This window comes from Nocardia sp. NPDC060259 (assembly GCF_042728775.1).
Lineage (GTDB): Bacteria > Actinomycetota > Actinomycetes > Mycobacteriales > Mycobacteriaceae > Nocardia.
Genome location: NZ_JBHXAY010000171.1, coordinates 1 through 9,087, shown reverse-complemented (window position 1 = coordinate 9,087; position 9,087 = coordinate 1). Strand labels below are relative to the sequence as shown.

Genomic DNA, 9,087 nt, shown 5'->3' with positions numbered 1-9,087 from the left:
GGGTAGGCCGAATTCAGCCGGGCCAGTTCGGCTTCGGAGGCGGGCTTGCGGGCGGTCAGGTCGACGATGTCGCGGGTCAGACCGTCCAGCCGGGCCGGTGCGTCGATGAGCAGATCGCGCATCGCATCGAAATCGGCGACCTGGGCATCGAGTTCGCGGTCGGCCTTGCCCGCGGTGGAGATCAGCTCGATCAGCATGCTGCGCTGCTGGTCGGGGGTTTCCGGGACCGCGTCGTCGAGTTGCTGGCGGATCGTGAACGCCTTGGCGGTGGCGGCACGGGCCGCGTCGAGCGCGGTGCGGAACGGTGTCACCGCGGTCTCCCCGAATTCGCCGGTGGCCAAGGCCAATTCCTCGGAACTGGTGCGCACGGCGTCGTCGATCTCGACGAGCCGTTCGCGCGAGAGCGCCTGCAAGGTCGGCAGCGACAGTTTCGCCAGCGCGGCCGAATCACCCGGGTCGACGGCACGGGCGCTGCCGAGTTCGGCGCGGTCACGATCGCGACGGCGCTTGCGGGAGAACAGGAGCAGGCCACCGGCGAGGAGAACGACCACCAGTCCGATACCGACGAGCCATCCCCACGGCACCCCACCGCCGCGTATCGCCGACCCGATGCCGTCGGCGGTGTCGACACCGGCCTGCGCCCATTTGCCGTCCCGCAGATCGGGTTCCACCGTGCCAGCCAGCAGCGAATCCAGCTCGCCGTCGCTGACACCGTCGGGCAGGATGCCGTCGAGCCAGTAGCCGCGATCGTCCACGGCCACCGCGAGCAGCAGATCGTGGTCGCTGAAACCGGACAGCTCGGAGGTGCGCGCCGCCCAGTCGCGCGGGGCCATCGAGGCGAAATCGTGCACGTAGATCACCCAGAGCTTGACCTGGTGGTCGCGGGAGAGCCGGTCGACGGCCTCGAGCACCCTGGCTTCGTCGGCGCCGCTGAGCGCGTCCGCGCTGTCGACCACCCGCGGACCCATCCGCGACGGCGGCTCCGCTGTCGCGCTCGGCGCGCAGAGCAGGCTGATCGCGGCCAATGCCGCGCAGAGCAGGCCGGCCATCGTGCGCACCGGAACCGATCGTGGGGCCGAACTCTTCCTCGACAGCGGCATGTGTCGAATCTAACGGGCGCGCGGCGACCGCGGGTGCGACGGCGCGGGGCGCGGCTTCTACGATCGGCGCATGGTCACAGTCGATCGCCTCTACACCGGACATGTCACCGCAGGCGCGGCCGCCCAGCAGCGGGACGTGCCCGGAGCTCGCATCGTGAAGATGTCCGTCGGCCCGATGGACAACAACACCTACCTCGTGCAGAGCACAGCCACCGGCGCCGCGGTGCTCCTCGACGCCGCCAACGACGCCGCGCGCATCATCGAACTGATCGGCCAGGAAACCCCGGGCCAGATCGCGTTGATCATCACCACCCACCAGCACCCCGACCACTGGCAGGCCCTCACCGAGGTCACCACGTCACTCGACGTCCCGACGGCCGCCCACCCCCTCGACGCGGGCATCCTGCCGGTGCACCCCGAGCACCTGCTCGCCGACGGCGACACCATCCAGGTCGGTGACCTCGTCCTCGAGGTGATCCACCTGCGCGGCCACACCCCCGGCTCGGTCGCGCTGGCCCTCATCGACGGCGCGGGCCGCACCCACCTCTTCACCGGCGACTCCCTGTTCCCCGGTGGAGTGGGCAAAACGCACAGCCCGGCAGACTTCGACACCCTGCTCACCGACGTCACCACCAAGCTGTTCGACCGCTACCCCGACGACACCGTCGTCTACCCGGGCCACGGCGACGACACCACCCTCGGCGACGAGCGCCCCCACCTCGGCGAGTGGCGCGATCGGGGCTGGTGAACCGGTCCCAGCACAAAAAGAACGGCACCAGACGCGGGCCGAGGTGCCGTTCTCCGACGGTCCGAACGCCGTCGACTCCGACGGTTGTCACACCGTCAACCCGAGGCCGACAACGAGACCGGCGGTTCGGGTCACGTGACCTCCTGATGGTGAACGGAGGCCGCGAGGAGGTGTAGTTGTTCGGTTGGGCACCCCCTTCGAGGAACCGCGATAAACAACAATTCGGTTGAGCTGTCGCCTGCCCCGCTGTGCAGGCGGCCGCGGGTGGGATCCGGTTGCCCGGACCACCCATCGTGGCGCCCTGCCGTCGCAGGTCACCACTACCCAGTACACCCTTCGGACAAGGTGATGTCGAGTGCCTCGGCTACTCGAATCGAGGGTCGGTCAGGCCATGGTCGCCCTGGCTCGATCCAGATCGACCTGCGCGCCGCGCATGGGCTGCCCCTCTGACGAGCGACGGGATCAGAAGACCGATCCGGCGAACCCGATACCGAGCAAGTATCGTCGCAGCTCATGGATCTTCGCCTGCTGAGATATTTCACGGCGGTGGCCGAGGAACTCCACTTCGGTCGCGCCGCCGCCCGGCTGCACATGACCCAGCCGCCGCTGAGCCGGGCGATCAAACAGCTCGAGGCCGATCTCGGCTGTGCACTGCTGCATCGCTCGCCGACCGGCGTGACGCTCACGCCCGCCGGGTCCGCGCTCTACGACGAGGCACGTGAGCTGCTGGCCCAGGCCGATCAGCTGCGGACCAGGGTCGCGGTCGCCGCCGGGGTATCCGCGATCACCATCGGCACCATCGCCGAACAGGCGGGCACGCGACTCGCCGCGGCCTACCGTGCCCGGCACCCCGGCGTGCAGGTCCACATCAGGGAGGGCGACTTCGCCGACCCGACCGCGGGGTTGCGCGCCGGGCGTGTGGATATCGCCCTCACCCGCACCCCGTTCGACGAAACCGGCATCACCACCCGGGTTCTGCGCACCGACCCGGTCGGCGTCGTGCTCCGTGCCGACGATCCCCTGGCCCACGGCACGAGTCTGCACCTGCACGAACTCACCTCCCGGCAGTGGTTCCAGCTGCCCGGTGACGCCGACCCGGTCTGGCGCGGCTACTGGTCGCACCCCACCGACCCGGACACCGGTCCCGTGGTGCGCACCGTCCACGAATGCCAGCAGACCGTCCTGTGGAACGGCACCGTCGGACTCACCCCGCTGGGCCACCCGGTGCCTGACGGCCTCGCCGTGATCCCGCTCGCCGACAAGCCGCCGAGCAGCCTTGTGCTGGCGTGGAACAGCGCCGGGCACAGCCCGCTTGTCCGCTCGATCACCGACATCGCGGCGACGATTTCCTGGGACAGCGTCGCCGCGGCCGACCGTTCACCGGACCGGAATCGGGCGGTGACCGCTGGCATGATCGGTCGTCGGACCGACCTGGCAGACTCTTCAGGATGAAATCGGGTTTCCCGCGAACGGCCGCCCCTGCCCCGGACGCACGGCGTCCGCGTGGGCTCGTGCCGACGGTCTCGCTGTGGGTCGGCCGGTTGATCGCGGGGGCGGTACTGATGGCGCTGGTACTGGTCGCCGGGACGGCAGTCCGGGTGTGGCAGGTCGCGCGGATCGACGATTACACCAACGCCGACGCGATCGTGGTGCTCGGCGCCGCGCAGTACTCGGGCACGCCGTCGTCGGTGTTCGAGGCGCGGCTGTACCAGGCGTGGCGGCTCTACGAGGCGGGCGTGGCGCCGCGGGTGATCACCGTCGGCGGCAAGCAGGACGGCGATCTCTACACCGAGGCCGCCTCGGGCAAGTGGTACCTCGAGGACAAGGGCGTGCCGAGCGAAAACATCCTCGCGGTGGAGACCGGATCGGACACCCTGCGCAGCGTCGAAGCGGTGGCGACCGAGATGGAGTCGCGCGGGATGTCATCGGCCGTACTCGTCAGCGATCCGTGGCATTCACTGCGGACCAGGACGATGGCTCGCGACGCCGGACTGGCCGCGTGGACCGCGCCGACCCGCACCGGACCGGCGGTCTACACCAGGGAGTCGCAGTTCCACGGCATCGCCCGCGAGACCGGCGCGCTGCTCTGGTATCAGCTCACCCATTTCTCGGCAGACTTCTCTTACACGGCGGGACAGTGAGATTCGTTGACTACTCCTCGCCTGAAAGACGGGGATTCCTGCTTCACCATCAGTTGCCATAAAGGAGAACTCCTTTGCGGACTTACACCGACTCCACAGGCGTTTCACCTCTCTGCCAGCCCGGCAGCGAGGATATTGCGGGCCGCGTTAACATCCCGGTCATGGACCGCCCCACAGCGGCATGTCCACTCCCGAATGTTCAGCGACAGCTTGTCGTGCAGCGCACCGCAGTGCGAACACACCCTGGTCGACGGATACCAGCGATCCACCACCAGCACCTCGCGGCCGTACCAGTCGGCCTTGTACTCGAGCATGGTGCGCAACTGCCGCCAGCTCGCGTCCGAGATCGCGCGGGCGAGCGTGTGGTTGGCGACCATGTTGCGCACCGTCAGGTCCTCGATGGCGACTGCTTGGTTCTCGCGGATCAGCCTCGTGGACAGTTTGTGCAGGAAGTCGGTGCGCCGGTCGGTGATCCGCGCATGGATGCGGGCCACCTTTCGACGGGCCTTCTCCCGGTTGGCGGACCCCTTCACCTTCCGGGCGAGGTCGCGTTGCGCCGTCGCCAGCCTGCGCCGATCAGCTCGCTCGTGCCGCGGATTGACGATCTTCTCCCCGGTGGACAGCGCGGCCAGCGAGTTGAGGCCGACGTCCACGCCGATGGCATTCGTCGTGGTCGGCAGCGGCGTGATGGACTCTTCGACAAGCAGGGACACGAACCACCGACCACTACTGTCGCGGGACACCGTCACCGTCGACGGCGCTGCACCCTCGGGCAGCGCCCGCGACCAGCGAATGTCGAGTGGCTCGGTCATCTTCGCCAGGGTGAGTTGCCCGTCGCGCCACCGGAACCCAGACCGGGTGTACTCGGCCGAGGCGCGCGAGCGCTTGCGGGACTTGAACCGAGGGTAACGAGCACGCTTGGCGAAGAACGCCGCGAACGCGGCCTGCTGATGCCGCAATGTCTGCTGCAACGGCACCGACGACACCTCGTTGAGGAACCCGAGATCCTCGGACTTCTTCCACCCGGTCAGTTCGGCGGAAGCCAGCACATACGTCGTGGACTTCGACTCCGTGGCATACCGCCGCTGGCGGGCGTCGAGGGCTTTGTTCCAGACCAGGCGCACGCACCCGAACGTGCGCGACAGCTCCGCCGCTTGCTCGGACGAGGGGTAGCAGCGGAACTTGTACGCCCGCTTCACCACCTTCGACATGTCTCACACAATATTGCACTTGAATGTAAGAAGGGAGGGTGGCGTGTCCTTTCCGGTCCTGAAGGGCAGCCATGCATCTGATGAGCGACAGCTACACTCCGCACGACCGGGAACGGATGGTCCACGAGCCGGGCAAGACCGCCTGGCCCGGCGCCGCTGGCAAGGGCCACCGCAGTGAATTCTCCCGCGACCGTGCTCGCGTCCTGCACTCCGCGGCCCTGCGCCGCCTCGCCGACAAGACCCAGGTCATGGGTCCGCGCGAGGGCGACACCCCGCGCACCCGCCTCACCCATTCGCTCGAGGTCGCCCAGATCGGCCGCAGCATCGCCGACGGACTCGGCGCCGACCCGGACCTTGTCGACCTGGCCGGCCTCGCCCACGACATCGGCCACCCGCCCTACGGCCACAACGGCGAACGCGCCCTCGACGAATTCGCCGACGAATACGGCGGTTTCGAGGGCAACGCGCAGAACCTGCGCATCCTGACCCGCCTCGAACCGAAGGTCCTCGACCCGGCGGGGGAGAGCGCCGGGCTCAACCTGACGCGCGCCGCCTTGGACGCGACCCTCAAATACCCGTGGGGGAGAAGCGGTTCCGGCACCAAGTTCGGCGCCTACGAGGACGATCTCGAGCGCCTGGCCTGGGTCCGCAAGGACGCGCCCGACCGCAAGCAGAGCCTGGAATGCCAGATCATGGACTGGTCCGACGACGTCGCCTACTCGGTGCACGACGTGGAGGACGGCGTGATCGTCGGCCGGATCGACCTGCGTGCCCTGGCCGACCCGGCCGAGCAGGCCGCCCTCGCCGAGCAGGGCCACGGCCAGCACCCCGACCAGTCGATCGCCGCGCTGGCCGCCGCCGCGCAGCGCCTGTCCGAACTCGACGTGGTGGCCGACGCGGTGAACTACGACGGCACCTTCGCCGCCTCGGTCGCGTTGAAGCGGCTCACCAGCGAGCTGGTCGGCCGGTTCGCGACGGCCGCGATCGCCGCCACCCAGGATCACCACGGACCCGGCCCGCTGACCCGCTACGAGTCCGATCTGATCGTGCCGCCGATCGTGGCCGCCGAGGTGGCCGTCCTCAAAACCGTCGCCCTGCGCTACGTGCGCTCCGACCGCGGCCACCTGGCCCGCCAGCAGACCCAGCGCGACCGGGTGCAGGCCGTCGCCGATCGCCTGCTCACCACCGCGCCCGCTCACCTGGACGACCAGATGCTGCCCTGGTGGAACGCCGCCACCGACGACACCGCCCGGGTCCGCGTGGTGATCGACCAGATCGCCTCCTACACCGAGAGCCGCTTCGAGCGCGTGGCCGCCTCGCTGGACTGCCGCTGAGCCGACCCGACTAGACTCACTCACCGTGGCCGGACGAATCCCAGATCGCGATATCGCGGCGATCCGTGAACGTGTCCGGATCGAAGATGTGGTGGGCGAGTACGTCGCGCTCAAGCGCGCGGGCGCCGACTCGATCAAGGGCCTGTGCCCGTTCCACGACGAGAAGTCGCCCTCGTTCCACGTGCGGCCCAACCACGGCCTGTTCCACTGCTTCGGCTGTGGCGAGGGCGGTGACGTCTACAAGTTCCTGCAGCAGATCGAGCACATCGGTTTCGTCGAGGCCGTCGAGCAGATGGCCGACCGCATCGGCTATCAGATCAACTACGAGGGCGGCGGCACCTCGGTCCAGCGCGACCGCGGCACCCGCTCCCGGCTGGTCGCCGCCAATGCCGCCGCGCACGAGTTCTATGTGGCGCAGCTGCGCGAACCCGAAGCCGAGACGGCCCGCAAGTACCTGACCGACCGCAACTTCGACGGCGCCGCCGCCCAGCAGTTCGGCTGCGGCTACGCGCCCGGCGGCTGGGACGCGCTCACGAAACACCTGCTGCGCAAGGGTTTCGAGTTCAAGGAGCTGGAAGCGGCCGGATTGTCCAAGCAGGGCAAGCGCGGGCCGATCGACCGGTTCCATCGCAGGCTGCTGTGGCCGATCCGCAATCTCGGTGGCGAGGTGATCGGGTTCGGCGCGCGCAAGCTCTTCGACGACGACACCATGCCCGGCAAGTACGTGAACACGCCGGAGACATTGCTGTACAAGAAGTCCCAGGTGCTGTTCGGGCTCGACCACGCCAAGCGGGAGATCTCCAAGGGCCACCAGGCCGTCGTCGTCGAGGGCTACACCGACGTGATGGCGATGCACCTGGCCGGGGTGAAGACCGCCGTCGCCTCCTGCGGCACCGCCTTCGGCGAGGAGCACCTGCAGGTGCTGCGCAGGCTGCTGATGGACGACAACTTCTGGCGCGGCGAGATCATCTACACCTTCGACGGTGACGCCGCGGGTCAGGCCGCCGCCTTGAAAGCCTTCAGTGGTGATCAAAGACTCGCCGGCCAGACCTATATCGCCGTCGCTCCCGACGGCCAGGACCCGTGCGAGCTGCGTCAGCACTCCGGCGACGCCGCGGTCCGCGATCTGGTCGCGCGCCGAACCCCGCTCTACGAGTTCGTGATTCGCGGTCTGCTGGCCGAACACAACCTCGACGACGTCGAGGGCCGTGTCGAGGCGTTGCGCCGTACGGTGCCCGTGGTGGCCCAGATCAAGGACAACGCGACCCGCAAGGGGTACGCCACCAAATTGGCGGGCTGGGTCGGCTGGGACGACATCCAGCTCGTCGTGCGCCGGGTAGGCGAGGAAGCCAAGAAGAACCGGATGGGTGCGACACCCACTACCGGAAAGTCCGGCGCCGCGGCGATTCCCGCGCCCCGCGTCGAGGAGAGCTCCTCGGTCCGGCCTGCCCCGAACGACCCGGTGCTGTTCGCCCAGCGTCAATCCCTCAGTGCCGCACTGCAATACCCCGGTGTCGCCGGCGCGGCCTTCGACGCCATCGACACCGCCGCGTTCACCCACCCCGCCTACGTCGCGGTGCGCATCATGATCGCGAAGGCGGGCGGCACCGCGGCCGGGCTCAGCGGCGCCGAATGGGTCGCCGCGGTCTCCGACCACACCGACGACCTGATGATCCGCGCCCTGGTCTCCGAACTGGCCAACGAGCAGCTGCCGGTGCGCTCCCAGAACGACATCCCGCGCTTCATCACCGGCATCCTCGCGCGCACCCAGGAAGCCTGGGTCGGCCGTCAGATCGCCGAGCTGAAATCGAAGCTGCAGCGACTGTCGGCCAGCGAGGAGCCCGACACCTACATGGCTCTGTTCGGCGACCTGGTGGCGCTGGAGCAGTACCGCAAGAGCCTCGCCGCCCAGGCGATGGGCAACGAGGGCTACGCGGCGGGCGCCTGAGTCAGCGACGCAGCTGGTTGTTGCGCAGCTGGTCGTGCGGGATCAGCACCGTGGTGCGCTCGTCGATCGGCTCCATCGGCTCCAGCTTCGGCTGCGTGCTCAACTTGTCCGACAGCTTCTGCCGGCCCACCGACACCAGCTTCTTCGTCACCGGACTCCCCGTGACCGCCCGCGTCGCCGCACTGATCTGCTCGTAGCGCGCGCGCCCGGCCTTGGTGCCCAGCACATATCCGGCCGCTACGCCGATGATCAACCGCAGCATCTCCTGGAGCTCCTCCCACGTCTGTGTGCGGGCTCCATCCTGCCCCAGCAGCCCCACCCCTGTCGATCCGGCCACCGGTTGTCGGCACATCGTTATACGCCGCATGTCCGCAGGTAGCAGCCCGATTTGGGAACCTGCGATGCGATGCGCTAAAGTTTCATCTCGGTCAGCCCGCCAAGGCAGACCGCCTGAGTCTAGCGGCTCAGGGCAATCCCCTATAGCTCAATTGGCAGAGCAGCCGACTGTTAATCGGCAGGTTTCTGGTTCGAGTCCAGATGGGGGAGCGTAGAGGCCCCGTCACCTTCTGGTGACGGGGCCTTTCCCGTCTCCAGCCAAGTCAGAT

8 protein-coding genes and 1 tRNA gene are annotated in these 9,087 nt (G+C 68.5%); 6 read left to right on the top strand and 3 right to left on the bottom strand.

All coding sequences use genetic code 11. The features are described 5' to 3' along the window. On the bottom strand, nt 1-1,049 hold a 1,049-nt coding region (locus tag ACFWF2_RS32865; RefSeq protein WP_379311375.1), incomplete at its 3' end, for a TPM domain-containing protein. Nucleotides 1,050-1,170: 121 nt separating this feature from the next. Here ACFWF2_RS32865 and ACFWF2_RS32860 point away from each other — a divergent pair. The 3 genes from ACFWF2_RS32860 to ACFWF2_RS32850 all read left to right on the top strand — a co-directional run bounded on the left by ACFWF2_RS32860 (nt 1,171) and on the right by ACFWF2_RS32850 (nt 3,989). Next, on the top strand, nt 1,171-1,848 hold the full coding sequence (locus tag ACFWF2_RS32860) for an MBL fold metallo-hydrolase (RefSeq protein ID WP_379311374.1): 678 nt from the start codon (nt 1,171-1,173) through the stop codon (nt 1,846-1,848). A gap of 513 nt (nt 1,849-2,361) precedes the next feature. Then, entirely contained in the window at nt 2,362-3,300 is a 939-nt protein-coding gene (locus ACFWF2_RS32855; RefSeq protein WP_379311373.1) for a LysR substrate-binding domain-containing protein, read from the top strand. Then, nucleotides 3,297-3,989, top strand: coding sequence for a YdcF family protein (locus ACFWF2_RS32850; RefSeq protein ID WP_379311372.1), 693 nt, complete (start codon nt 3,297-3,299; stop codon nt 3,987-3,989). Before ACFWF2_RS32855 ends, ACFWF2_RS32850 begins: the two co-directional genes overlap by 4 nt. A 104-nt stretch (nt 3,990-4,093) precedes the next feature. Here the strand turns inward: ACFWF2_RS32850 and ACFWF2_RS32845 are convergent, their stop codons facing one another. Beyond that, nucleotides 4,094-5,200, bottom strand: a complete 1,107-nt coding sequence (locus tag ACFWF2_RS32845) for an RNA-guided endonuclease InsQ/TnpB family protein (RefSeq protein WP_379311371.1) — start codon at nt 5,198-5,200, stop codon at nt 4,094-4,096. Between the two features lie 80 nt (nt 5,201-5,280). Here ACFWF2_RS32845 and ACFWF2_RS32840 point away from each other — a divergent pair, with 80 nt between their 5' ends. Together ACFWF2_RS32840 and dnaG are read left to right on the top strand one after the other, a co-directional pair. Continuing rightward, complete coding sequence (locus ACFWF2_RS32840) at nt 5,281-6,534, top strand: deoxyguanosinetriphosphate triphosphohydrolase (RefSeq protein ID WP_379311370.1); 1,254 nt, start codon at nt 5,281-5,283, stop codon at nt 6,532-6,534. A gap of 25 nt (nt 6,535-6,559) precedes the next feature. Beyond that, on the top strand, nt 6,560-8,482 hold the full coding sequence (gene dnaG, locus ACFWF2_RS32835) for a DNA primase (RefSeq protein ID WP_379311369.1): 1,923 nt from the start codon (nt 6,560-6,562) through the stop codon (nt 8,480-8,482). A 1-nt stretch (nt 8,483) separates the two neighbouring features. Here the strand turns inward: dnaG and ACFWF2_RS32830 are convergent, their stop codons facing one another. Then, nucleotides 8,484-8,744: a hypothetical protein gene (locus ACFWF2_RS32830; RefSeq protein WP_189033106.1), complete on the bottom strand. Its 261-nt coding sequence runs from the start codon at nt 8,742-8,744 to the stop codon at nt 8,484-8,486. A 211-nt stretch (nt 8,745-8,955) separates the two neighbouring features. Between ACFWF2_RS32830 and ACFWF2_RS32825 the strand changes: the two genes are divergently transcribed. After that, nucleotides 8,956-9,028, top strand: a tRNA-Asn gene (locus tag ACFWF2_RS32825). Nucleotides 9,029-9,087 lie beyond the last annotated feature (59 nt).